Consider the following 24,358-nt stretch of genomic DNA (forward strand, 5'->3'; position numbering starts at 1 on the left):
CCGGGCCCGTGTCAACCGGCGACGCGATTGTTCTCCAGCCACCCGTTGACCCGCGCGATGCGTACGGCCTCCTCATCGCTGCGGGCACCGGTCTTCAGGCGAGCGGCGGCCAGGTAGTTCCTGATCGTGTGGTCGGACAGCCCCAGGGTGCTCCGCAGGTCGCTGCCTCGCCCGCCGGCCGCGACGGCCGACAGGACGCTGATCTCCCTCGCGGTCAGCGGGTTGGTGTCGACCTCCTGCTCGCCGCCGCCGTCGGCGGCCACGTCCAGGTCGATGTAGCGCTCCCCCCTGGCCACGGCGCGGATGGCGTCGGTGAGCCGATGGGCGGGCGCGTCCTTGACCAGGAACCCGCGCACCCCCGCGGCCATGGCCCGGTCGAAGTTGCCGGGCGACCCGACGCTGGTGAGGATGAGCACCGGAGGCGGCTGCTCCAGCTTCTTGATCAGGCCTGCCGCTTCGAGGCCGTCCATGCCCGGTAGTCCGATGTCGAGCAGGGCCACATCGGGCCTGCTGCCGACGACGGCGGGCACGATCTCATCGCCCCTGGACACCTCCCCGATCACTCGGATGTCCCGCTCCTCCGACAGCAGCGCGATCAGCGCTCCCCTGATGAGATCGTGGTCCTCCGCGATCAGAACTTTGATCATTTCCGGTCTCCTGTGGCCGAGGTGAGTGCGGCCGCCGTGGGGCGGCCGGGAACGTCCAGCGACAGCGTGAACCAGCCGTCTTCGGTGTGCCGCCCGCTGCTCCCGCCGACCTGTGCGAGCCGCTCGTCGAGCCCGGCCAGGCCGCTCCCGCCCACACCGTTTCCGCCCACGCCGGGCCCCGAGGTACGCCCCGTGGCGCTTTCCGAGGCGCTTTCCGAGGCGGCACCGCCGCCGTCCGGACGTACGCCGTCGTTGGCGACGGTGACCGTGATCCGGTCACCGTGCGACTCGACGCCGAGCAGGCAGACGGTGGCGTCGCTGTGCCGCAGCAGGTTGGTGGCCGCCTCGCGCACCGCCCAGGCCAGCGCCACGCGCACGTCCGGGGGCAGCGAGGGCGGCAGTTCGGCGAAGTCGCACCTGACGCCGGCGGCCTCGAGCACCCGGCGCACCCCGCCCAGCTCCTTTTCCAGCGACATCTCGCGGTAGCCCTTGACCACCGCCCGCACGTCGTGGAGGGAGCGTCTCGCGATGTCGTGGATCTCCGCCAGCTCACCGTGCAGCCGCGCGACCTGGTCGGTGGGGATCCGCATGGACAGCTCGGTCCGCATCGCGATGACCGAGAGGTTGTGCCCGAGCACGTCGTGCAGCTCGCGGGCGAACCTGAGCCGCTCCTCGGTGATGGCGAGCCTGGCCAGCTCCTCGCGGGTGCGTTGCAGCTCGCCCAGCAGCGTCGCGAAGATGGTCAGACCCGCGAGCGCCCCCGCCGTGAGCATGTTCTGCAGCGAGCCGAAGATCAGCAGGCTCATCTCATGGGAGGCCGACAGGGCGGTGCCGGCGGCGAGCGCGGCGAAGAAGCCCGCCGCCGCCCACCAGCCCCGCAGCGTGATCGCGAACGCGAACGGGAGCATGAACCCCAGGTTCAGCCAGGAGGGCCCCGCGGCGAACGGCGCGGCCACGGCCAGCGCCGCCATCACGCCCAGCACCACCAGGTCCCGCCGCGAGCCCCGGTCGAGCACGGCTCTCACCGCGAGCCACAGATAGCAGCCCGTGAGGCCGGTGATGAGGAGCACCGCGATCGCCGCCCTGAAGCCGCCGAACGCGCCGGCACCGCCGAAGGCGCCGAGCGCCTCCGCGAGGGGTACGGCGGCGAAGGCCGCCATGCCCACCAAGAACGCCGCGGCTCCGACGCGCGCCAGCCGTACCGCGCCCGGCCCCACGCCCCTCAGCCTCTCCGAGGCTCCCACGTGAACCACCTCTTCGCGGCCGACGACGAAAGGACGAGTCGGGCGATCAGGACCAGCCCCCCAGGCCACCTCCCCCGGATGCCCTCCAGGTTCTGGATCGTGGTGGTCCTGCCCGCGCCATCGAGCAGCGCCTCGCTCATGTCGTGCCTTGGGGGAGGGTGGGGTCACTCCCGGTGAGCACACAGCCGATGCAGGCCGCGGTGCCGGTCGTGCTGGCCGAGGCGACCGCGTAGCCGGCCGCGGACTCGAGCTCGGCGATGTCGAACTCGCCCTCGGGTCTGGCCGGCAGCGGCGGGGTGGGCACGCCGGACGGGTAGACGATGCCGTACTGCGCGAGCACGGTTCTGGGCTCGGTCTCGTAGCGGCCTCGGAGCTCGGGATCGTCCCAGGCCGCCGCGATCAACCGTGCGAACTTCTTGCGGTCCTCGTCCCCGAGGATGTAGATGCTCTCAGCCATCAGGTCTCCTCTTTCTCTCGGCAACTGGTCCTTCTACCTGCCACGATCCCGAATCTGGGCGAGGTCGGGCAGATGCAGACGACATCTGCCGACCGTGACGGACATCACGAACCGGACGACGCGTCGTCCGGCGCGCTGCCGATGAGGAAGTCCCCGACCGACGACTCCGTCGCCCAGTCGAGGCCGAAGGTCCGCGCGGCCAGGTCGGCGTCGCCGCTGCCGAGGCCGCAGGGACCCAGCCCCATCGCGGTGGCCACGAGGTAGAGGGTCTGGTACAGCACGCCGACGTTCTTCAACGTGGCGGCGTACGCCAGGCCCGAGTACTTCCACGACAGCCGCCGGAACCGCGAGGTGATGGTGATGAGCACGTCGGGGTCGGCGGCCCCGGCCGTCGCCCGGCTCGCCACGGCCAGCATCGCCCGCGCGTCCTCGGCCCTGGCGGGCAGCGGGATGAGCCGGTGGCCGAGCGGATCGTAGTAGTAGACGCCGCGGTCCAGGCCCTCGCACCTGCTGACGGTGAGGTACAGCTCGAGCTCGTAGACCGCGCCGCCACCGGGGTAGGGCCTGCTGCTGGCCTCGTAGGGCATGCCGGGCTTCGGCGCGACGACATCCCGCACCCGCGCGGCCCGGTAGAGCAGCTCGCCGAGCTGGCGGACGGTGGGCGGTGCGTCGGCGTACGCGCGTACCGACCTGCGCGACTCCAGCACGGTGGTGAACGGCGGGTCGGCGGCCGCGGTCTCCTCCAGTGAAGGCGCGAACAGCTCAACGGCCGCGCCGTCGGACAGCTCGGGTGGCGGTTTGATCGCCGGCTCGGGTGGCAGTTCCTCAAGGAAGCGGAAGGTCGCGCCGAACGGCTGGTCGTGCCGCCCGATCCTGCTCCTGCTGTGGAAGAGCAGGTCGTGGAAGTCCCAGGCCCGCAGCGTGGGATCGGTCTCCTCGGCGTCGCCGACGCAGGCCAGGCCCGCCCCGACCAGATGGCCGAGCGCCTCGGGCGCCTCCTTAGCCGGGACCGCGCGGCCGAGCGCCGCGAGCAGCGGCATGGCCTCCTCGGTCAGCATGGCCCGGTGCCTCGACAGCGGGGACTCGAGGACCAGGCCCTCCTCCGACCTGCGGACCAGCGCGAACCTGGACAGACGCACCATGTCGTCGGGGGCCAGGTCGGTCGGCTGGAAGACGGCGTCGCGGGCGATCGGCACCACCCGGAGCAGCGGCTCGACCGCGTGCACCAGGACAGGGCGCAGCCGGGAGAGCACCAGGTACAGCAGGGCGGCCTCCTGACTGGTGCCGCCCGCCGCCAGAAGTCTCTCCACGAGCTCGTCCTCGCCGGCGAGTGCGCCCGGCAGCTCGCGCAGGAGCGACTCGATGCCCGGGGTCAGGCCGCGCGCGGTGAGCGCGCCGAAGGGATGCGCGATGGTCAGCACCCCGCCGCTCATGTCGCCGTCCGCCGACGCCACGACGGCGTCCGGACGCAGGCCGACCCGGCACACGGTCGCCGGCGCGCTCGTGGGACCCGCGCTCGTGGGACCCGCGCTCGTGGGACCCGCGCTCGTGGGACCCGGGGTCACGGGACCCGCGGTCACAGGAACATCGTGATGGGGTTCATCTGCTCCTCCTGGGTGGGCTCGGCCTGCCAGCCGAGCCGGACGGGTACGTCGTAGAGGCGGCCGGGCGCGAGCCGCCGCCAGAAGTGGCGCATTCCCGGCACGATGACCTTGACGACCGGCAGGCCGATGTCGGGCCTGGTCTGGTCGAGCACGAGCATCTCCATGCCGCGCTCCTCGACCAGCGCGCGGGCCGCGGCGACGTCGTCGAGCAGGTCGGTGGTGGCGGGCCTGTCGTACGCCGCCGCGGCGACGGGCGGCCCGCCGGGCGCCAGATAGGGGTGATCTTCGATGCGTGCGGTCTTCCACCAGGTGAGCTGGTCGCTGTCGTGGAAGCGGTAGCGGGTGCCGGTCTCGTCGGCGTCGATCACCGCGGGGATGAACTGGTTCATCTCGGCCAGGGCCCGCTGGACGGCGATCCGTGCGTCGAAGTGCGCGCCGAAGGCCATGAGGATGTCCTCGGTGGGTCCCTTGACGCGGCGGCTGACGGCGACGGCCACCGGGATGCCCAGATCGGTGGTGAGGTCGAGCACGTGCAGCTCACGGTCGAGCCCCGCGTAGACCTCCTGGAACTCCGTCATCCACGGGTCGGCGAAGCTGTCGAGGTCGAAGGCGGGACGGCGGACGCGGTTGTACCACCACAGGGCCACCGCGTCCCGTTCGACGAGCTCCATGAAGCCCTGCACCACGGCGTCCTCCAGTGAGGACCCGGCGGCGTTTCCGTTGGAGTCGGACCAGACGGAGCTCGGGACGGAGCCGGACGGGTCGCGATAGTAGTAGTAGAGGTAGCCGGTGGGCAGGTACTTGTGCCGCTGTTCGGTCAGCGACCACACGGGCGTCCACTCCAGCGTGGCGTCCTCGTCGAAGGGGTCGCTGACGTAGCCGTAGCTGGAGCCCCCGCGGGTCTCCGTCCTGGTGCGGTACTGCTCCTGACTGTAGAGCGAGCACGCGTTCGGATGGACGGCGTCCGCGCCCAGCTCCCGGTAACTGGCCGCGAGCCTCGCCTCGTCCCCCTGGAAGATGCCCGAGTACCGTTCCATCGCCTCGCACATGGCGCTGACCTTGGCCTGCAGGTCGGTCGTGCCCTTACCCGCGCTCTGGCTGCGCAGACCGGTGCGCAGGGTGTGCAGGTCGCGTACCTGCCTGGCGAAGTTGTGGCCGGCCGCGTACGTCTTGACGAACGGCGTTCCCGAGTCGACCCTGGTGAGCTCCTTGATGACGCCGGTGACCGGGCTGACCAGGTGGGCGTACCGCTCCGCGGTGTCCTCGGGATGCCGCGAGCGGTGGCCGCCGTCGGCGGTGAAGGTCTTGGGGCGCGGGCTCAGCTCGACCGGCCGCTCTGCCGCGGCCGCCATCAGTCCCGCATCGCCGCACTCGGGGCACTGCGGCCGGGGGCGCAGCTCGTGGCGGGTGGTGCCGAGCCCCTGGGTGTCGAAGGTGATCACGTCGCGCTGCTCCGGGCTCCTGGCTCCCGCCAGCCACTTCAGCGCCTCGGCCGCGACCAGGCGGATGCCCGCCTCGCGGATCAGCGGCAGATCGGCGACGGGCAGGGCCAGCGGTCCCGTGCTGCGCAGCCGTTCCTCCAGGTACGTCAGCGACTGCCGATGCCCTTCCAGCCGCTGCGACAGGCAACGCCAGCAGCCGCCCTCCCCCGGCTGGAACACGGGCCCCAGCCAGAGGACCGGACCCACGGGGCGGGCCAGCAGCCACGGCCGTCCGTCCGCCAGGTGCCGCCTGTTGATCTCGGCGAGTTCGTCGCGGAGGTAGTTGTCGGTCAGCACGACGGTCAGCGTTCCCGTCCCCGGGTCGGCCACCTCCCCATCGGTTACCTCCACCCCCTCGGCGGCGAGCAGCCGGCCCAGCTCCGCACCCGGCACGTCGCCCACGGTGAGCACCCCGACCCGCGCGTTCCGCACCCCGGCGGCCGCGGTCTCCGCGTGCGGCCCCGCCATCTCCCAGAACGCGGCCTCCCGGTGGGCGGACGTCCCCCGGTCCAGCTCCTCGGTGACGTCGATGACGAGGCCGCGCTCCCGAAGCCGGTGGATCACGTAGTAGACGTGCTCGGGCGGGAGGTCGGACTCCGTCGCCGTGAGGATGTCCGAAGTGGTGTGCTTGCCGTCCAGCAGGCCCGCCACCGCCTCGATCGATCGGCCGGTGAGGAGGTGCAGCTCACGCTCGGAGATCAGGTAGACCCCCTCTCCCTCGATGGTCTCCACCCGGTAGTGGCGGCGAAATCCCGGTCGGGCATCCACGGCGTTCCTTTCTGAGGAATCAAATCAGTGCGCGAGTCGGAGCGAGGCGACCTGGTCGTCCGCCAGCCGCAGGAGGGTGAGCCCCGCCGCTGCCAGCCCGTTGACGGCGGACAGGGTCAGCCGGTCGGCGCGCCGCCGGTCGGCGAACCATCGTCCGGTGTGGTCGCGGCGGCGCAGCAGCTCGGCGGCGAGCTCTCGTGCCGACCGCGCCAGCGCCTGGTCACCGGTCAGGCGGGCGGTGTGCAGCGCCACCTCGGCGTCCACCACCAGCCGCACGCAGGAGCGTCCCGGGTCGGGCGCGCAGTGCCTGGCCACCCGCTCCCGCAGCCCGCCGGGCACCTCACCGGTGAGCAGGTGCGCCGTGGCGACGGCGGCGAGCAGCGAGCCGGGCGTGTCGAGGGCGAACCGGTGCGCGGCCAGGGTCGCGGCGCCCCCGCTCATCGGCGGGGCGCCCTGCTCCCCGAGCGCGGCCGCGCTCGAGGCCAGCGCCCACACCAGCCCGTCCACGCCGGTGGGCAGCCCCTCCAGGACCGGCACCCGGTCCGGGTACGGCCGCCGGGCCACACCACCCATGCCACCCATGCCACCCATGCCGCCCACACCGCCCGCGCCGCCCGGGACGACAGCGCCCTCCGAGGTGTACAGAGCCAGCAGCTCCGTGTGCAGCCGCGCGGCGAGCTCGTCCGCCTCGGGCACCGGCACGGGGGACGCCTCGCGCAGCTTGTTCAGCGCGAGCAGCAGCCCCGCCCGGCCGAGCACGGGCTCGGCCGAGGTCGGCAGGGACAGCTCGCCCTCGGCCAGCGGCACCAGCGCCGCCGCCCGCTCCACCAGCCTGGTGTCGGCCAGCGCGGCGCCGCAGCGGCTCAGCGCGTAGATGGCGGAGCCGACCCCGACGAAGGCGCCGACGGGTGCCAACGTGCCGCACATCCTGCGGTAGAAGGCCGACCTGGTGGACAGCGTCGCGAACTCGACCGAGGCGTCCAGCGCGTCCTGCGCGGCCGTCCAGTGTGCGGGAGCGCCGGTGTTGGCGTACAGCTCGGCGAGGAAGACGGCCAGGCCCGCCGTGCCGGTGAGCAGGTCGCCGTGGAGAGGTTCGATCTGGTCCAGCCCGTGCGCGGGGTAGGTGACCACGCCGATCCAGCCGGACCGCTCTCCGGGCGGCCTGCCGGTGGGTGAGCCGGGGGGCGAGCCGAGCGGCACGGCGCCGGCCAGCACCTCGTCGGCCAGCTCACCGGCGCGGGCGAGCAGCACCTCGGCCTGCGGCTCCTCCTGCCTGCCCGACAGGTCGTAGGCGTGCAGGCCGATCTCGCGCATCGTGCGGGGTCTCGGCCCCGGACTGGGGAAGGATGCGGGCAGCTCGCCCGCGCCGGTGAGGTCGAGGCAGGTGTCCAGCACCGCCAGGTGCTCCTCCACCGGGAACCCGGCCAGGTCGGCGACGCGGTCCTGGAGGCGCTGCCAGGCCGTACCCGAGAAGTGCCCGGGGATCTCGACGCCGTCGGGCGTGAACACCGAGTCCGATGCGGGGCGGGAGACGAAGAGCGGGACGTCCATCCGGCGGAACGCGTCGATCTCCTGCTCGACGATCTCCAGGATGTCCGTGCGGCCCGGGTCCTCCCGCAGGGTCTCCCTGGCGCTGCGGAACAGATGGGCCAGGCAGACCTCCCTGGCCACTCCGTCGATCAGCGCGCCGGGGCTGACGCTCATGCGGAGCAGTTCGACGCAGTCCCAGGTGCTGCGCCAGATGTAGCGGACCGGCGCGTCCTTGAGCAGGGCCAGCGGGCCGCGCACGTCGGCCAGCAACTCCTGGTTGCGCGTCAGGCAGTCCTGCATCTGCCGGTAGCCCTCGATCACCTCGTCGGCGTAGCGGCGGGGGTCGGCCAGCTCGCCCGCGCCCCATGTGGGCCGGTACGGCGGGGCCTCCCAGCCCAGGGGATACCCGTAGGAGTTCTCCGCGACCTGCTCCTGCAGCGGGGCCAGGCAGCCGATGTCCTGGGCCTGGACGCCACCCGCGATCACTCGGGGGAAGGTGACGACGGCGGTCTTGACCACCGTGTCCTCGACCCTTCCCCACAGACTCTGGATCCGGTCGCTGAGGTGGGCGGGCTTGCTGATCCGGGCCTGCAGGATGTTCTCCAGGTCGATGAAGACCGGTGTGTCGCCCCGCGCGACCAGGTTGTCGGCCCACAGGTCGCGGCACTCCAGGAACTGGGCGAGTCTGGCCAGCATGCCGAGGCGCGTGTAGAAGCGGCGGACGCTGTCCTCGTCGGTGCCGGGCTCGGCGGTGACGTACTCCTCCCAGCCGTAGTCGTCGCGCAGGACGACCTTCCTGGTGTGCAGGGCTAGCGGCAGGCCGTGGTTGTTCAGCAGGGTGCACACGTCCATCAGCCCCACCACGGAGCGCAGGTCCTTGGGTTTGTAGACCACGCGCTCGCCCGAGGCGAAGGTGAGCAGCGTGACCACCCTGCCGTGGTTGTGCGGGTCGCCCGAGTCGCCGGAGTACCCGGTGACCGGTCCCGGCGCGGCCCACCCCCACAGCGTCCTGCGCAGCTCCGGCAGGTCGGCGCCGAGCCGGTCGAACATCTCGTGGACCACGCGTTTCCACTGCAGGCACGCCATGCCCATGACGTACGCGAGCCCCGGCAGCGTCTCCAGCCGGTCCAGCCAGCCCGACTGGCTGACGTCGAGGCCGGGGCTCTGCAGCCAGGCGGACACCTCGCCCGCGGTGCCGGCCAGCTGCGCCTCGAACGCGAACCCGGAGAAGCACACCTGGGTGAGGCGTTCGATGAGCTGTCCCGCGATGTCCTCGCATGCCTCGGGGGTCACGGGCACGCCGCGCAGCGTCCCGTCCTTGATGTCGACCAGCCGGTTCACCGCGCGCCTGAACGCCACGAAGGGGGCGCCCGGCCGCCCGGAGGCGGGATCGGCTCCGGCTGTGGGCGGCTGCGCGAGCAGGAAGTCCACCAGCGCGTACCCCCAGTCGGGCAGCCTGCGCGGATCTTTCAGCCTGACGTCGACGAGCCCGGCGCCGAGGTCGCGTCCCGAGCGTCTGCGGTGGTGCAGCAGCGCCCGCTTGGCGTCCTCGTCGTCGCCGACCGCCGCCTTGAGCCAGCGGTTGGTGCGTTCTGACGCCTGGCGTCGGCCGCGCCCCGTGACGGGGACGAAGAACTCCCCCGACACGCGTTCGTGGAACGGCGCGGCGGCGGCCAGCACGGCCATCAGCCGCTCGTCCCCGCCGGGGACGGCGAGCAGCCCTTCGCCCTGCGCTTCGGCGTATTCCCGATGAACCGAGACGGGCATCTCAGACCTCCTGTCGGCGGACCATGCGGGCGAAGAGCGGGTTCCGCTCCACCAACTCCTCGAAGGGGCCGTCGGCGACGACCCTGCCCTGGTCGAGTACGTAGATCCGATCCGCCGACCTGATGGTGCTCAGTCGATGCGCGATCACGATCCTGGTGATGTCCAGCTCGGCGATCCTCTGGCTGACCAGTGCCTGGGTGACGTTGTCCAGAGCGCTGGTCGCCTCGTCGAGGACGAGGATCCGTGGCCGCTTCACCAGCGCTCTGGCGATGAGCAGCCGCTGGAGCTGGCCTCCGGAGAAGGAGGCGTTGTCCTCGCTGACGATGGTGTGCATGCCCATGGGCATCGCGGCGATGTCGCCGTCCAGGTCGGCCAGGCGCGCCGCCCGCCAGGCGTCCTCCTCCGCCGCGCCGGGCACATCCCCGATGATGTTCTCCAGGATCGAGCCGCGCAGCACCCTGGCCTGCTGCATCACGACGCCCACCTGGGTGCGGACCCGGCGCAGGTCGAGGTCGCGCAGGTCACCCCCGTCATAGAGGACCTGGCCGGTGCGCGGCGGCTCGAAGCCGAGCAGCAGCCGCACCAGCGTGGACTTGCCCGCGCCCGACGGACCGGCGACCGCGACGAACTCGCCCGGCCGGAACACCATCGAGACGTCGTCGAGGATCCGCTGGGTGGTGCCGGGGTAGGCGAAGGAGACGCCGCTGAGCCGTACCAGACCGGTCAGCTCGCCCGGGTCCTTGGCTTCGGGCGGTGTCTCGGCCGGCCGTTCGAGCACGGGCCTGAGCCGTTCGAACCCGGGCAGCAGGGCGAAGGCCGCCTCCACCGCCCTGTTGACCTGGCCGAGGGCGAGCACGAACTGGCCGAGCGCCACCGCGGCGATCACGAAGGAGGCCGCCGACACGTGCAGGCCCAGTGCCGAGACGGCGAGGACGAGCAGCAGCGTCGGCTGCGCCGCGGCGCCGATCGCCGAGGTCACCGCCCGCTCGCGCTGCGCCGCCGCGGCGGCGCGCTGCTGCGTGGCGAACAGCCGCGTCCACAGCTCGAAGACCTGGGCCTCCCGGCCCGCGACGTGGATCTTGTCGATCGCGCTGAGGCAGGAGTAGAGCAGCGAGTAGACGTTCCCGTACTGCTCGTGCATGACGAGTTCGTGCCGCTGCTGGCGGACCGCGCGCGCTGCCAGCACGGCGAGCAGTGCCGCCACCCCGGCGAGCACGGCCACCGCCAGCCGCCAGTCGACGACCAGCAGGCCGAGCAGGCCGAGCAGGGAGAACACGCCGCCGAGGAGCGAGTTGACCGCCGCCTCCCCCAGCGACTTGCGCATGTCGGCGACGGCGTTGGCTCGCTGGACCAGCTCGCCGGTGCTGTACTGGGCGAAGAACGGCAGGTCGAGGGCGATCAGGTGACTCCAGACCGCGGGTTCGAGCCTCTCCTGCAGACGGCCCTGCACGCGTACGAGCACCGCGTTGCGCACGGCGAGGAGCATGGCGCCGGCGCAGACCACGCCCGCGATGAGCACCGCGATCCCGATCATCGCGGGCCGGTCTGCGGGGTTCGCCGCGGTCTTCAACAGGGTGAAGGTGAACATGGGGACACCGAGCGCGAGCAGCGCGGCGCCGCCGCCGGCCGCCAGCAGCCACGCCAGGTCCTTGCCCGCGCCACGCAGGCCGTATTTGAGCAGGCCGAGGGGCGAGGAGATGCCCGCGTCGAGCGGCGGGTAGACCTGCCAGGCGTCCGGGGCGAGGGCGGCGGCCACGGTCTCGGTCACCCGGCGCGTGCCCCCGTCGGCGATCAGGTAGCCGCCGCGGTGCGGCAGGAGCGCCACCGGCCGGCCGCCGTCCCGGGTGAAGCCGATCATGGGGACGGTGGCCTTGCGCCACCACCGCTCCTCCAGACGCACCCGCCGGTGTCTGACCCGGGCGGCGTCCAGCGCGGCGCCCAGGGGATCAGCGGACTGGGGGTCGCCGGACTGGCGCTCACCGGATCGGGGAGCGATGTCCCGTGTGGCGAACCCGCAGTGGTCGCCGAGCACCTTGACGACCTCCACGGCGTGTTCCGCCGCCGTGCGCGGCCTGTCGGGCGAGGGGGCCGCGCCCGCGGCGACCGCGACGTCGGCGAAGGACCGCCTGAGCGTCTCGCCGGTGGCCGCGACCCGGGCCGCGCGCCAGTTGTCCCGGTCGGCCTGCTCCGCCTCGGCCAGCAGCAGCACCTGCGCGAGCGCTCCCTTGTGCAGCGCGCGCACATCGCTGTAGCCCAGCGCACGCGACTCGCTCTCGCTCGGCGGGGAGCCGTTCCGCGCACCGTTCCGCCCGCGGGGCCCGTGCAGCCCGCGCGCCCACGCCGTCAGGGCGCTCGCGTCCCTGCGGACGCGGCGCACCGACGTCCCCTCGGCGGGGACCGCCATGACGGTGTAGCCCCGCGGCAGGTCGGTCGCGGCGAACCCGTGCATGAGCTGTCCGCTCTCCACCCGCACGACGGGGTGGCGGGGACCCTGGCCGTCCGTGGGGGACAGCAGCACGTCCACGGAGCCGCTGACCACGCGCCAGCAGGCGTAGGGGTCGATCAACTCGATCTCGCTGACGGGATATCCGTTCATGCCGCTTCCTCGACGAGCGTGCGATAGGGGCCCGGCCCGGCGATGAGCTCGGCGTGCGTGCCGCGCTGGACTACCCTGCCCCGGTCGAGCACGAGGATCAGGTCGCTGTCCCGCACGGTGCTGAGCCGGTGCGCGATCACCACGCACGTGCAGCCCCTGGCCTTCAGGTTGGCGTCGACCAGGGCCTCGGTCTCCGCGTCCAGCGCGCTGGTGGCCTCGTCGAGCACCAGGACCGACGGGGACAGCGCGAGCGCCCGGGCGATCTCCATGCGCTGCCGTTCGCCGCCCGACAGGTTGCGGCCCCGCTCCTGGATCCAGCCGCCCGACAGCCCGCCCCTGCGGTGGACCACCTCGGCCAGGCAGGAGTCGGAGAGCGCCCTGTGCAGCCGGTACGACGGGATCGTCGGATCCCACAGCGTCAGGTTGTCGGCCACCGTGCCCTCGAACACCTGCAGGTTCTGCTCGACGTAGCCGACCGAAGTGGTGAGCGTCTCCCTCGGCGTGTCCTCCCTCGGGACGCCGTCGAACCTGATCTGCCCCGACCACGGCCGGACAGCGCCGGTGAGCAGGCGGGCCACCGTGGACTTGCCGCTGCCCGTACGGCCGACGATGGCGACCCGCTGGCCGGGCTCGGCCCGGAACGACAGCCCCTCGATGACCGGCCCGTGCTGGCGGTCGTAACCGAACGTCACCTCGTCGAACTCCACGGCGCCGCGCAGGCCGCCGGACGTCTCGGACGCGAGGGGCAACGCCGCATGCTGCGGATCGGGTTCCGTGCAGAGCGCGTCGTCGAGCATGCTGGTCTGCGCGACCACGATCTGGGCTTGGGCGCCCAGCCCGACCAGCGAGGTCACCGGCACGAGGAAGGCTCCGACGAGAAGCTGGGCGGCGATGACCGTGTCCATGGTGACCTCGCCGCGGGCCATCAGCACCCCTCCGGTGATCACCACGGTGGCCCCGGCGAGGGAGCCGAGCGAGGCGGGCACCACCATCAGCCCCTGGGTGACGCGCATCAGGTCCTGGGCGGCCGACAGGCTCCGCGCCGACAGACCCGCCCACTTGGCGAAGAACCAGCCCTCGGCGCCGTCGGCCTTGAGCGACTCGGCCATCGAGACGCCGTTGAAGGCCATGCTGTCCCTGTGGTGCTCATCGAAGATCAGCCGTTGCTGGTGCGGCGCGCTGCGACGGCTGACCGCGCGCATCGCCAGCAGGTTGACCACCGCGAGCACGCCGGCGACCACGGCGAACACCGGGTGGAAGACGAAGAGGATCGAGGAGTGCACCACCATGGTCAGCGCGGCGGCGATGGCCGTGGCGACCCGATCCGACAGCAGCAGGGCCAGCCCGGCGCCGAAGGCCGTCCTCGTCACCAGGCCGCCCGTCGCCCGCCTGTGGAAGTAGTCGCCCGGCAGCCGCAGCAACCGCCACATGTAGCGGCCCGACAGGTCGGCCGCCATCGCCATCTGGACGGCGGTGAGCAGCCGCTGCTGCGCCCAGGTCCCGACCAGGGTGAAGGCGACGCAGCCGAGCAGTCCGAACAGCACGGGCGCCGACCAGGTGGGATCACCGGCGACCAGCACCCTGCCGAGCAGCAGCCGGGTGAGCAGCGCGGTGGCCGCGGCGGGAACGGCGAGCATGAAGGCCATGACGGCGATGGCGAGCAGCGTGGACAGGTACGGCCGGACCTTGGCCAGCGCCGAACGGGCGAGGGGGAGGCGCTGCCCCCCGGGCGTGAAATCCTCGCCCGGGCGCGGCACCATCACGATCCCGCTGAACCGTTTGCGGAAGTCCTCCCTGCTCAGCCGGACCCTGCCCACGGCGGGGTCGTTCAGGTAGGCCCATCGCCTGCGCATGCCCTCCAGCACCACGAAGTGCCGGCGATCGACGAAGATCATCGATGGGACGGGGAAGGTCTCCAGTTCGTCGGCCGTCACGCGCCAGGCACCGATGTCGAAGCCGTATTCCTGGGCCGCCGCCTTGATGCCGGTGCCGGTCAGCCCGTCCCTGCCGACGCCGCACCGTTCCCTGATCTCGTGCAGGGGTACGCGCAGGCCGTGGTAGGCGAAGATCATGCTCAGGCAGGCCGGCCCGCAGTCGGCGTCCTCCATCTGCGGGCGGCGCTCGGTGCGTACGGGACGCCGCCGCCTGGTCGCCGTCTCAGACACGGCGGCCTCCCGGGAACAGCGCGTCGACGGGACGGACGACGGCGACGGTGATCTCCGCCGCCACCGGGGTCAGCGTGGCGCCCGGCCAGGCCGGCCGGTCGAGATCGACGGTCACCAGATATCGGCCGTCGGCCCGCAGCGCATCGCCGAAGAGCGGGCGCAGCATCTCCTCGGACGCGGGGTACGGCTCGACGGCGCCCACCCGTCCCGGTACGGCGCCGGCGACCATGACGGGCTGGCCGGGCGCGAGCGCGCCGACCCTGTCCTGGCCGACCATGAGCAGCGCCCGTAGGGACCCGGCGGCGGGATCGAGGGCCGCGACGGTGCCGCCGACGGCCAGAATGGTGCCGGGGGCGGCCGTACGAAGCACCCGGCCACTCAGGGCGCCCGTCACGATGTGCCGGTTCCCCTTCCCGTCAGAGAGCACGGCCAGCGGAGTCGCCGGGGTGACCTCCTGCCCCGCATGGACCAGCACCTCGGCCAGGCTGCCGGCCACGGGGGCGGCCACCGGCACGGGCCCGCCCCCCGCCACCAGCACGCCCGTGGCCACGACAACGTCGCGGACCTGACCGAAGAAGGCCCAGCCCGCGCCGCAGCCCGCGACCAGGATGAGCGCCACCGCGGCGAGCCACGCCTTGGTCCGCACGGTGGAGACGAGCTGGTCGATCCGTTCGCCTCCCGGCGCCTCCAAGACGGGCGTGGTCATCGGAGGCTCGCCTCCGGGGGGTTTTGGTCCATGCAGAAGCAGAAGCTGAGCAGGCACGGAGGCACCGCCGCCGTCACCTCGCCGTCGAGCGCCTCGATGACCAGCTCGGTAACGGGTTCCGATGGCAGCGCCGGCGCGCGGACCCCCTCCGCGAGCGTGAGGCCGTACTCAGCCAGGATGGACGCGGGCTCGTGCTCGTAACGGATCCTGAGGCCGGCGTCGGACCACGCCCGCGCGGTCAGCTCGCCGAACTTTCTGCGCTGAGCGGTGTCCCAACCGATCGGGTCCCTGCCGATCGTGTCCCTGCCGATCGTGTCCACAGTCATCAAAAATCTCCCGCCGGGTGGTATGAGATGCTTCTTCCGCGGGGTGGTGAGCATCTGGACTGCCCACCACCCCGTCTGGGCGTACTGGGCCCGGCCGTCCCGGGCCCGGGTGTTCTGGCCCGGTTGTTTTGGCTCGGTTGTTTTGGCCCGGACGTACTGAGGCGTCTCGGGTGGTCTGCCAGGTCTCAGGCGCTCTGCCTGCCGGACAGACATCCGGTCGGGCAACTGACGGTGCCGATCGTGCCGAGGGCGCCGCCCGCCGACGACTCCAGGCTCTCCAGGTCGATGGCCTGATCAGGCTGGGCGGGCAGGTCGGGAGTGGGAAGCTCGCGCGGCCAGTCGACGCCGGCGTCCGCGAGTGCGGCGCGTGGGTCTCGCGCGAAGTCCCGCCTGATCGACTCGTCGGACCAGGCGAGTGCGTAGAAACGGGCGAGTTGGGTGCGTAGCTCGTGAGACAGTGTCGGATCTTCCGGCATGATGTCACCTCGTCACGGAGGCCCCGGGGTCACGGACACCTGCTCGTCCGCTCTCTCCGGAAGTCGGGGGGCGGCCTCCTGTGCTGTCCAGTTTCGTGATCAGTCGCTGGGGCCACCAGAAACAACTAACACCGACATATCGTGATATTCATCATCTCGGGCGGTTCGTCGGCCTCGATGGCATCCGCTGTTCCCGATGCGCGAACCCTCGCATCTCTCTCTGCGCCTCGCGGGCCAGTTCGAGCATGTCGCGCAGCTCCTTCTTGACGTTCTCGGCTTCGCCGTCGGCGCCGCGGAGGACTTCACGGCCCTGCGCGGCGATGGCGTCGAGACGGCTGCCGAGGACTCTCTCCAGCTCGCGCATCGCCCGCGCGCGCTGGGCCGACAACTCGAACGTGACGAGTTCGGCTCTGGTCGCGTACAGGACCCTCGCCGTCTCCGCGAAATGCGTCAGACCCGCGAGACAGACGGCCATCACCGCGACCGTCAACGTCCAGGACATCATCTCCTGAGGAGGATCGCCGAGGACCCTCGACTTGAACGCCTCCGCGAACAGCACAAGCGCGAAGGCCGGCAGGGAGAACGGCCTGGGGAGGAATCCGAGCGCCGCCGCGGCCAGGAAAATCCCCGAAGTGGCCCACCACGCGCCGAGGAACGGCAACGGCGCGTAGACGAGGAGGGCCATCGCCGCCACCGCCCAGTGCCGGCGGTCTCTGAGGGGACCGGCGAAGCCGGTCGCGACGTACAGTGCGACGACGGCGGTCAACAGGATGACGGCGGGGATCCACCGGTCCGGGCCGCTGTCCTCGATGTAGTGCCTGAACACCCGGCTCATCAGGACAAAGGCGAACGCCAAGACCGCGGCGCGGCCGAACCGCACCTCCAGCGGTGCGCGAGCGGCCACCCGCGGTTCACGAGCCTGAGTCACAAACGGATCATGGCAACCGATTCCGGTCGAGGCAACGCCTCACGGGCCGGCGTTCGGTACGAGACACGCCCATCGCAGAGCGCCTTCTGGAAGCGCCCTTCTGGGGAGGCGCCCTTCTGGTGAGGCGCCCTTCTGGGGGGCGCGCACAGACGGAGGCGCCCCCCAGGACAGGTCAGGTGGGCAGCTGGCTTGAGGCAGAGCCGTAGGTGCCCGCGCAGGCAGCGGTGCCCGCGGTGCCGCCGATGGTGCTGACCGAGCTCGCCGTGCCCGCTGTGCCCGCCGTGCCCGCCTCGGCGACGCCGGCCGCGACCTCCAGCTCCTCGACGCTGAACTCGCCCTCGGGCTTCGGCGGCAGCACCGGCGTGGGCACGCCCTCGGGGTAGACGATGCCGTACTCCGCGAGCATCGCCCGGGGCTCGCGACCGTAACGAGCCTTGACCTCCTCCTCCGCCCACGCGGCGGCGATCAGCCGGGCGAACTTCTTGCGGTCCTCGTCACCGAGAATGTAAATGCTTTCGGCCATCGGGCCACTCTCCTTCCGCCCCGGATCGCGACCGGGGTCCGACGGGAGTGACAGCGGGCATCTGGACTGCTCGCTGCCCCTTGTTGCAGGTTCAGACTCGCCCGAGACGACCTTCGGCGGAAGGCACAACTAACACCAACCGGCCGTGATAACTGTCATGTGGCCGGCGGAGGCCGTGGTCCCCCAGGTCCGGCGTCGAGGACGCCGATCCCGCCGGCGGTCTCTGAGATGTCCCCTGTGATCAGGAGGCCTCGTCCCTGGTCCGCCCGCTGAGCCAGGCGGCGATCTGGGTTCGGGAGTTGAAGCCGAGCTTGTCCAGGATGTGCTCGATGTGCCCTTCCGCGGTGCGCTGCGAGATCACCAGCGCCGCCGCTATGTCCTTGTTGCTCAGCCCCTGCGCGACCAGTTCGGCGATCTCCGACTCACGACGGGTCAACGGCCACAGGCGTCCCGGAACCCCGGCGGTTTCGGTCCGCTCGGGCGACTCCTCCTTCAACGCGTAGCGGATCGCCTCGCCGTACGACATCTTGGCCCCGCGCTTGACGGCGGCTCGGAACGCCGTCTCGCCCAGGGCCTCCAGCGTCAGTGCCTCGCATTCATCGTGATAGCGCCTGAGGCAGCCGAACTCGGACATCGACGCTTCGACCGCCTGCCACACCCTGTCGAGCACGCCGAAGAGCCGAGCGGCCCGCTCGAACTGCTTCTCGCTCACGGCGGTCCAGGCCAGCACCTCCAGGCTGATCCCCGCCCCGGGGAGGTCATCCAGCCTGTCCAGGCACCGCAGTGCCTCCTGCTCCCGCGCCGTGGCCTGCCGGAGATCGCCCAGCCGCCAGGCCTCGAGGCCCAGCGCCGTCATCGCGTACGCGCGGTGCCACTGTTCCCGGTGCTTCTCGCAGAGCGTCACGCTCTCCTGCCCGACGGCCGTCGCGCGGTCGTCGTCGCCCCGCAGGCCGTACACCAGGCAGAGCCGGTTGAGCACGACCGCCAGGCCCACCGGGTCACGCGCCGCGCGGTGGTCGTCCGCCGCCTCCCGATAGAGCCGGAGAGCCCGGTCGATCTCCCCTCGGCCCATCGCCACCATCGCGGAGTACGTGGTCACGTAGGCGAGGACGTGCTTCAGGCCGAGACGCTCGGCGATGGCCCCGCTCTCCGCGAGCATGGCCGCGGCCGGCTCATATTCGGCCTGGATGACGGCGAGCCAGGCGGCGGCCGCCAGCGCACGGGCCCTGACCTCGCCCGGCTCGGAGTCGAGGGCGAGGCCGCGATCGAACCAGCGGCGGCCCTCGCCCACCTGGTAGCCGACCCGCCAGTGATAGAGCAGATCCGCCGCCATCTCCAGGCCGGCGCGCGCCTCGCCGGGTTCGTCGAAGGACCATTCGAGGGCCGCCCGGATGTTCGGCTGCTCCTCACGTAGGCGCAGTGACGTGACGACGTGATCGGGGCCGAACAGCTCGGCTCGCGCCCGCGCCGCCCGCCGCCGGAAATGGTCACGGTGCCGCCGCCGCAGTGCGTTCTCCTCGCCGGACTCGGCGAGCCGCTCCGCCGCGTAGGCACGGATCGTGTCGAGCAGGCGGTAACGCACCCCGGCCCGCTGCCGCTCCTCCCTGATCAGTACGGATTTCTCGATCAGCCCGCTGATCAGGTCGAGGACGTCCTCCCCGGCGATGCCGTCGCCGGAGCAGACCTCCTCGGCGGCCTCGAGGTCGAGCCCGCCGCGGAACACCGAGACCCGCTGCCACAGCAGCCGCTCGGCCTCCGTGCACAGGTCGTAACTCCAGTCGATCGACGCACGAAGCGTCCGCTGACGCGTCTGCGCCGCCCGCGATCCCGAGGTCAGGAGCCGGAAGCAGTCGTCCAGGCGCTCCAGCACCTGTTCCACTGACAGCGCGCGCAGCCGTACGGCCGCCAGCTCGATCGCGAGGGGAAGACCGTCGAGCCGCTCACAGATCGCCGCGACGGTCTCACGGTTGGCCTCGGTCAGCTGGAATCCGGGCAGGACCGCCGCCGCCCGCTCGGCGAACAGCCGGACGGCGTCGGACTCGTCCACCGGCTCGGCGAACAGCGGCGACCCGACCGCGCCGGTCGACGGCGGCAGCGGCAGGGGCCCGAGATCGACCGTCTGCTCGCTCCCGATCCCGAGCGCCTGCCGGCTGGTGGCGAGAATGCGCAGGTCCGGCAGGGCACGCACCAGCGTGTCCACGAGGACGGCGCACTCGGCGAGCAGATGCTCGCAGTTGTCCAGGACCAGCAGCACGCTGCGGCCGGCCAGGTGCTCGATCAGCACCTCCACCGTGGGACGCGACGACACCCGCGACGACACGCCGACGGTCTCCGCCACGGTCTGGACGACGAGTTCTGGCCGATCCAGCGTCGCGAGCTCGATCAGCCACACGCCGCCGGGGAAGGCCCGGCGCACGTCCAGCGCGACGCGGGTGGCCAGGCGCGTCTTGCCGACCCCGCCCACCCCGGTGACGGTCACCACATGCGACGTGGACAGCATGCGCTTGACCTCGGCCACCTCGTGCCGACGCCCGACGAAACCGGTGACCTCGACGGGCAGCCCGTTCTGTCCTCGCTTAACCGCCCTCGCCGACCCCGCGGCCATGGTGCTTCACGCCGCCCTGGATCAGTTTGTTCTCAGGCGGCGCAGAATCTGCTCCCGCCGGTTCTGCAGGTTGCCGATCAGGGCCTCCTGCTGTTCCACGTTGGTCAGCAGGACCGCGCGCTCCGCGGGATCGGTCGGGGCGTCCCAGCTCTGCCCGATCTCCTCCCGCATCTGCACCGTCTCCCGGCGCAGCCGCGCGATCCTCGCGTCCACCTCTTCGAGCCGGCTCTTCAGCTCGGACTCGTCGTTCGCCACGCGATCACCTCCGCCCGTTCACCTGTACGGCCGTTCGGACACCGAGCCGTACCTCCCCGAAACACGCATCGGGCGTCGTCTCCTCACATTCCACGAACACGGGAAACTAACCGAGACCTGGGCCGACATCCCCGGCCTGAGGTGATCCCCCCTTTCGTGCGGGAGATCCCGGAGGAAGGCATGGGGGATGTCCCCTAGCCCTCAAGGACGAGGGCCGTACGTCAATAGCACTACCCCGATTTGGTCTTCACGTCCGATGCTCCCGCCGTGATCGCTTTCTACCGTTGAAGCGCAGATAAGGGAGTGATGATGGAACGCCGGAAGAAGAACTTCGCCGCCTCGGTCGGCGGTTGGAGTGCCCGCCACCGCTGGTGGGCGCTGCTCATCTGGATCGTTTTCGTGGCCGTCGCGACATTCGCGGGGAACGCGATCGGCACCGAGAAGATGAAGAGCTATGAGAGCTTGAGCGGGGACTCCCGCCAGGCGGGCCAGACCCTGGACGAGGCGAACTTCAAGGACGTGGCGAGCGAGGTCGTGCTGGTGCAGACCCGCACGGGGTCGCTCACCGTGACCGACGCCGCCTTCCGGCGGGCCGTGATGGACGTGAAGAGCGCGGTCGAGGCGACCGGCCAGGTCGAGAACGTGCGCACGCCGTATGACGAGCAGCCGTCCCCGGTGACCGCGGACCGGCGCACCACACTGGTCCAGTTCGACATGAAGGGCGAGGGCGCCACCGCCACCGACCGGATCGAGCCGGTGCTCGACGCGGTGGCCGGAGTCCAGCGGTCACACCCGGACCTGCGGATCGAGGAGGCCGGCGGCGCGAGCGCCAACAAGATGATCGGTGAGGCGATCGACAAGGACTTCGTCCGCGCGGAGCAGCTCTCGATTCCGATCACCCTGGGCATCCTGCTCGCCGCCTTCGGCGCGCTGCTGGCCGCGGTGGTCCCGGTCGCCCTGGCGATGACGGCCATCGTCGCCGCCACCGGCCTGCTCGCGTTCACCAGCCAGCTCCTGCACGTGGACTCGGCGACCAGCAACGTCATGCTGCTCATCGGCCTCGCGGTCGGCGTCGACTACTCGCTCTTCTACATCATGCGGGCTCGTGAGGAACGCGCGAAGGGGCTCGGCAAGCGGCGGGCCCTCGAGATCGCGGCGGCCACCTCGGGCCGTGCCGTACTGATCTCCGGCATCACGGTCGTCGTCGCCATGGCCGGCATGTTCCTCACCGGAAGCGGGGTCTTCATGGGCTTCGCCGAGGGCACGATCCTCGTGGTGCTGACCGCCGTCGTCGGCTCGCTGACCGTGCTGCCGGCGCTGCTCTCGCTGATCGGCGACAAGATCGACGCCCGGCTGATCCACGGCACGGTCCGGGTCGCCACGCGCGGCCGCGTCACCTGGCGGCGCGTGCTCGGCGTCCGCGGCGGGCAGAGCCGGATATGGGCCGCCATCCTCCGTCCGGTGCTGCGCCACCCGCTCGTGTCCGTGATCATCGCGAGCGGCCTGCTGGTCGCGCTGGCGATCCCCGCGCTGAGCCTGAAGACCGGCCCCCAGACCATCGACGACCTGCAGGGCGACTACGCCATCGCGCAGACCTTCAAACGGATCGACAAGGCCTTCCCCGGCGGGACCGAGCCGGCCGTGGTCGTGGTCAAGGCCGACGACGTCACGACCCCCCAGTTCACCGCCAAGATCGAGGAGTTCAAGCGGCAGGCCCTGGCCACGGGTGAGGCCAACGAGCCCTTCTACGTGACGGTCAACCCGGACAAGACGGTGGCGAAGATCGCCATCGGCATCAAGGGGTCCGGCACCGACGAGGTCTCCGAGCACGCGGTCCACACGCTGCGTGAGAAGGTCGTTCCCGCCACACTCCCCGGCGCCCACGTCACCGGTGGAACGGCCGCCTCGATGGACTTCAACAACCAGATCAGCCGCACCCTCCCGCTGGTGTTCGGCTTCGTCCTGCTGCTCGCCTTCATCCTGCTGCTGATCTCGTTCCGCTCACTCGTGATCGCCATCAAGGCGATCCTGCTCAACCTGCTGTCGGTCGCGGCGGCCTACGGCGTGCTCGTGCTGGTCTTCCAGGAGGGGCACGGCGACAGCCTCCTGGGCTTCCACTCCATCGGGACGATCACCGACTGGGTTCCGCTGTTCCTGTTCGTCATCCTGTTCGGCCTGTCGATGGACTACCACGTCTTCATCCTCAGCCGCATCCGGGAGGCGTACGACAAGGGCATGCGCACCGAGCAGGCGGTCACGGTCGGGATCACGAGCACGGCGGCCGTCGTGACCAGCGCGGCGCTCATCATGGTCGCGGTGTTCGCCACCTTCGCCACGCTGTCCCTGCTGACCTTCAAGGAGCTCGGCATCGGGCTCGCGGCGGCGATCCTGATCGACGCCACGATTGTCCGCGCGGTGCTGCTGCCGGCCTCCATGAAGCTGCTCGGCCAGTGGAACTGGTACCTGCCGCGCTGGCTCGGCTGGCTTCCCCAGCTCTCCCACGGCGAGGAGCCCGAGGAGGAGGCTCCGGCACCCGCGGAGCGGGAGCCGGTCCTGGTCGGCTGATCTCCCCACCTGTACGGCCCGGCGCTCGGGCGGCCCGTCCACCCCGGCGCCGGGCCCTGCTGTCATGGGGAGAACGGTTCGGCGAAGTGGGCGGGGGCGAGCACGGCGGCGCGGGCGAGAATCGCCATGCGGCTGCGGACGGCCTCCTCGGGGTCCGCGTCGTACACGTAGGTGATCGTGGGGTCGGCGAGCTGGACGGGGTGGTGCAGCACGTCGCCGCTGCACACCAGGTCCCCCACCTCCACGCACTGGTGTCCGGGCGTGTGGCCGGGGGTGTGCAGCAGGCGGATCCCGGGGAACACCTCGGCGTCGCCGTCCACGACCTCGACCAGGTCCTCGATGGGGGCCACCACCTGCTCACGCATCTGCCCGGAGACCCAGTCGAGCTCGGCCCGCTGGATCAGGTGGCGGGCGTTGGGGAAGGCGGGGACACCGCCCGTGACGCAGCCGCTCGCGTGGTCGCTGTGCAGGTGGGTGAGCACGACCGCGTCGACATCGGCCGGTTCCACTCCCACGGCGGCCAGTTCCCCGCCGATCCTCCCGGGCACCGGCGCCCAGCTCGCGGCCGGCGAGTCCGTACCACCGATCCCGGTGTCCACCAGGACGGTACGGCCCGCGGCCCGCAGCAGATAGCAGTGGAAGTGCAGCACCCACTCGGCGTCATCGGGGAAGGACGCACCGGGGAACATCTCCGGCAGCGGCTTGCGGATCTCCGCCCCCATCGGCCCGACGGCATCGCAGAGCGGGATGATCTCGACATCCGCCACGATCCTCGACTCATGCGGCATCCGACCACCGTAATGCGCGGGACCGACAGCCGTCGCGCGCGTTTCAGGCCCTGCACGCCAAGGCGCCATGCGGTACGCCAATATGAGCGGGTGCTCTCGGACATCATCGACTACCTGATCTGCCCGGTGTGCGGGACCACCACATCTCTCACCGCGGGCTCGGTCCGCTGCGCGCGAGGACACAGCTTCGACGTCGCGCGACAGGGTTACGTCAACATGCTGACCGGATCGGCCGCGGCGGGCACGGCCGACACCCCCGCGATGGTCGCCGCCCGGGCGGAGTTCCTGTCGGCGGGTCACTACGCGCCGCTCACCCGCCGCCTCGCCGAGATCGCCGGAGAGGCCGGGGTGGTGGCGGACGCGGGCGCCGGGACCGGCCACTACCTGGCCGGAGTCCTGGGCGAGGGGGCCAGCGGCCGGGCGGGCATCGCCCTCGACGTGTCCAAGCACGCGCTCAAACGGGCGGCGCGCGCCCATCCCCTGATCGGCGCGGTGGCCGCCGACGTGTGGCGTGGCCTGCCCGTCCGGGACAGCTGCGTGGACGTGCTGCTCAACGTCTTCGCACCGCGCAACGCCGCGGAGTTCGCCCGGATCCTCCGCCCCGGCGGCACGCTGATCATCGTCACACCGACCGCCGGACATCTCCGCCCTCTCGTGGAGCGGCTCGGGCTGCTCTCCGTCGACGAGGACAAGGACCGCCGCGTCGAGGAGACCCTGGGCGGCAGGTTCGCCAGAGCCGTACAGGAGGTGATCGAGATCGGGTTGACGCTCCGCCACGCGACGGTCGCCTCGGTGGTGGAAATGGGCCCGAGCGCCTGGCACACCCGGCCCGACGAACTGGCCGGGCGCATCGCCGACCTCCCCGACCCGGTGGAGGTGACGGCGTCCTTCCAGATCACCCGGTGGGCCGTACGCGAGAGGAGCTAG

18 protein-coding genes are annotated in these 24,358 nt (G+C 71.6%); 2 read left to right on the top strand and 16 right to left on the bottom strand.

The window, feature by feature from the left end:
* Nucleotides 1–11 precede the first annotated feature (11 nt).
* The 15 genes from ACFHYQ_RS22640 to ACFHYQ_RS22710 all read right to left on the bottom strand — a co-directional run bounded on the left by ACFHYQ_RS22640 (nt 12) and on the right by ACFHYQ_RS22710 (nt 20,078).
* Nucleotides 12–647, bottom strand: coding sequence for a response regulator (locus ACFHYQ_RS22640; protein WP_394303134.1), 636 nt, complete (start codon nt 645–647; stop codon nt 12–14).
* Complete coding sequence (locus ACFHYQ_RS22645; protein WP_394303135.1) at nt 644–1,891, bottom strand: sensor histidine kinase; 1,248 nt, start codon at nt 1,889–1,891, stop codon at nt 644–646. Before ACFHYQ_RS22645 ends, ACFHYQ_RS22640 begins: the two co-directional genes overlap by 4 nt.
* 136 nt (nt 1,892–2,027) lie before the next feature.
* Complete coding sequence (locus tag ACFHYQ_RS22650; protein WP_394303136.1) at nt 2,028–2,348, bottom strand: hypothetical protein; 321 nt, start codon at nt 2,346–2,348, stop codon at nt 2,028–2,030.
* A gap of 104 nt (nt 2,349–2,452) precedes the next feature.
* Nucleotides 2,453–3,928, bottom strand: coding sequence for a SagB/ThcOx family dehydrogenase (locus tag ACFHYQ_RS22655; RefSeq protein WP_394303137.1), 1,476 nt, complete (start codon nt 3,926–3,928; stop codon nt 2,453–2,455).
* Nucleotides 3,925–6,201 (bottom strand): TOMM precursor leader peptide-binding protein, encoded by a 2,277-nt coding sequence (locus ACFHYQ_RS22660; RefSeq protein WP_394303138.1) that lies wholly within the window; start codon nt 6,199–6,201, stop codon nt 3,925–3,927. The genes ACFHYQ_RS22655 and ACFHYQ_RS22660 overlap by 4 nt, the downstream gene beginning before the upstream one ends.
* 24 nt (nt 6,202–6,225) lie before the next feature.
* Nucleotides 6,226–9,498 carry a DUF4135 domain-containing protein gene (locus ACFHYQ_RS22665; protein ID WP_394303139.1) on the bottom strand — a complete coding sequence of 1,091 codons (3,273 nt, stop codon included), beginning with the start codon at nt 9,496–9,498 and terminating at the stop codon, nt 6,226–6,228.
* Nucleotide 9,499: 1 nt separating this feature from the next.
* On the bottom strand, nt 9,500–12,094 hold the full coding sequence (locus ACFHYQ_RS22670) for an ATP-binding cassette domain-containing protein (protein WP_394303140.1): 2,595 nt from the start codon (nt 12,092–12,094) through the stop codon (nt 9,500–9,502).
* Nucleotides 12,091–14,259 (bottom strand): cysteine peptidase family C39 domain-containing protein, encoded by a 2,169-nt coding sequence (locus ACFHYQ_RS22675; protein ID WP_394303141.1) that lies wholly within the window; start codon nt 14,257–14,259, stop codon nt 12,091–12,093. The genes ACFHYQ_RS22670 and ACFHYQ_RS22675 overlap by 4 nt, the downstream gene beginning before the upstream one ends.
* On the bottom strand, nt 14,252–14,965 hold the full coding sequence (locus ACFHYQ_RS22680) for a hypothetical protein (protein WP_394303142.1): 714 nt from the start codon (nt 14,963–14,965) through the stop codon (nt 14,252–14,254). The genes ACFHYQ_RS22675 and ACFHYQ_RS22680 overlap by 8 nt, the downstream gene beginning before the upstream one ends.
* On the bottom strand, nt 14,962–15,291 hold the full coding sequence (locus ACFHYQ_RS22685) for a TIGR04351 family putative TOMM peptide (RefSeq protein ID WP_394303143.1): 330 nt from the start codon (nt 15,289–15,291) through the stop codon (nt 14,962–14,964). Before ACFHYQ_RS22685 ends, ACFHYQ_RS22680 begins: the two co-directional genes overlap by 4 nt.
* Nucleotides 15,292–15,476: 185 nt before the next feature.
* Nucleotides 15,477–15,767 (bottom strand): hypothetical protein, encoded by a 291-nt coding sequence (locus tag ACFHYQ_RS22690; protein ID WP_394303144.1) that lies wholly within the window; start codon nt 15,765–15,767, stop codon nt 15,477–15,479.
* A 151-nt stretch (nt 15,768–15,918) separates the two neighbouring features.
* Nucleotides 15,919–16,695 (bottom strand): sensor histidine kinase, encoded by a 777-nt coding sequence (locus ACFHYQ_RS22695; RefSeq protein WP_394303145.1) that lies wholly within the window; start codon nt 16,693–16,695, stop codon nt 15,919–15,921.
* A gap of 172 nt (nt 16,696–16,867) precedes the next feature.
* Entirely contained in the window at nt 16,868–17,218 is a 351-nt protein-coding gene (locus tag ACFHYQ_RS22700; RefSeq protein WP_394303146.1) for a thiocillin family RiPP, read from the bottom strand.
* A 241-nt stretch (nt 17,219–17,459) separates the two neighbouring features.
* Entirely contained in the window at nt 17,460–19,823 is a 2,364-nt protein-coding gene (locus ACFHYQ_RS22705) for an ATP-binding protein (RefSeq protein WP_394303147.1), read from the bottom strand.
* Nucleotides 19,824–19,844: 21 nt separating this feature from the next.
* On the bottom strand, nt 19,845–20,078 hold the full coding sequence (locus ACFHYQ_RS22710; RefSeq protein WP_394303148.1) for a hypothetical protein: 234 nt from the start codon (nt 20,076–20,078) through the stop codon (nt 19,845–19,847).
* 306 nt (nt 20,079–20,384) lie between these two features.
* Between ACFHYQ_RS22710 and ACFHYQ_RS22715 the strand changes: the two genes are divergently transcribed.
* Nucleotides 20,385–22,643 (top strand): MMPL family transporter, encoded by a 2,259-nt coding sequence (locus tag ACFHYQ_RS22715; protein ID WP_394303149.1) that lies wholly within the window; start codon nt 20,385–20,387, stop codon nt 22,641–22,643.
* A gap of 62 nt (nt 22,644–22,705) precedes the next feature.
* Here ACFHYQ_RS22715 and ACFHYQ_RS22720 read toward each other — a convergent pair whose 3' ends face one another.
* Entirely contained in the window at nt 22,706–23,431 is a 726-nt protein-coding gene (locus ACFHYQ_RS22720; protein ID WP_394303150.1) for an MBL fold metallo-hydrolase, read from the bottom strand.
* A gap of 90 nt (nt 23,432–23,521) precedes the next feature.
* On the opposite strand from ACFHYQ_RS22720, the gene ACFHYQ_RS22725 reads away from it, so the two are divergent.
* Nucleotides 23,522–24,358, top strand: coding sequence for a putative RNA methyltransferase (locus ACFHYQ_RS22725; RefSeq protein WP_394303151.1), 837 nt, complete (start codon nt 23,522–23,524; stop codon nt 24,356–24,358).

The sequence above is a fragment of the Sphaerimonospora cavernae genome, from assembly GCF_042435035.1.
Taxonomy (GTDB): domain Bacteria; phylum Actinomycetota; class Actinomycetes; order Streptosporangiales; family Streptosporangiaceae; genus Sphaerimonospora; species Sphaerimonospora cavernae.